General features: G+C 47.5%; 1 protein-coding gene. It reads right to left on the minus strand.

The window, feature by feature from the left end; genetic code table 11:
- Positions 1 to 1,007 (minus strand): elongation factor Tu (tuf, locus tag AB4407_RS20805; RefSeq protein ID WP_372121839.1); only part of this gene is annotated, 1,007 nt, incomplete at both ends.

Raw genomic sequence — 1,007 nt, forward strand, 5'->3', positions numbered from 1 at the left:
AAGATTTTAGCTACAACACCAGCACCAACTGTACGGCCACCTTCGCGGATTGCGAAACGTAGACCTTCGTCCATTGCGATTGGAGCGATTAGCTCAACAGTCATTTGAACGTTGTCACCTGGCATTACCATTTCTACGCCTTCTGGTAGAGTGATGTCGCCTGTTACGTCAGTTGTACGGAAGTAGAACTGTGGACGGTAACCTTTGAAGAAAGGAGTGTGACGGCCGCCTTCGTCTTTAGAAAGTACGTATACTTCAGACTCAAACTTAGTGTGTGGGTTGATAGAACCTTTCGCAGAAAGTACTTGACCACGTTCAACGTCATCACGCTTAGTACCACGTAGAAGTGCACCAACGTTCTCACCTGCACGACCTTCGTCAAGCAGTTTACGGAACATTTCAACACCAGTACAAGTAGTAAGAGTAGTCTCTTTGATACCAACGATTTCTACTTCGTCACCTACACGTAGGATACCGCGCTCGATACGACCAGTTACAACAGTACCACGACCTTGGATTGAGAATACATCTTCAATTGGTAGTAGGAACGGTTGGTCAACTGCACGCTCTGGCTCAGGAATGTAAGAATCTAGTGCTTCTGCAAGCTCAACGATCTTGTCTTCCCACTGCTTCTCGCCGTTTAGTGCGCCAAGTGCAGAACCTTGGATAACTGGTAGGTCATCACCTGGGAAGTCGTATTCAGAAAGAAGTTCACGAACTTCCATCTCAACTAGCTCAAGTAGCTCTTCGTCATCAACCATGTCACATTTGTTCATGAATACGATGATGTAAGGGATACCAACTTGACGACCAAGTAGGATGTGCTCACGAGTTTGAGGCATAGGGCCGTCAGTCGCAGCAACAACTAGGATACCGCCGTCCATTTGTGCAGCACCAGTGATCATGTTTTTAACATAATCCGCGTGTCCTGGACAGTCTACGTGTGCGTAGTGACGTGCTGGAGTGTCGTACTCAACGTGAGAAGTTGCGATTGTGATACCGCGCTC

The sequence above is a fragment of the Vibrio sp. 10N.261.46.E11 genome, from assembly GCF_041472735.1.
Lineage (GTDB): Bacteria > Pseudomonadota > Gammaproteobacteria > Enterobacterales > Vibrionaceae > Vibrio.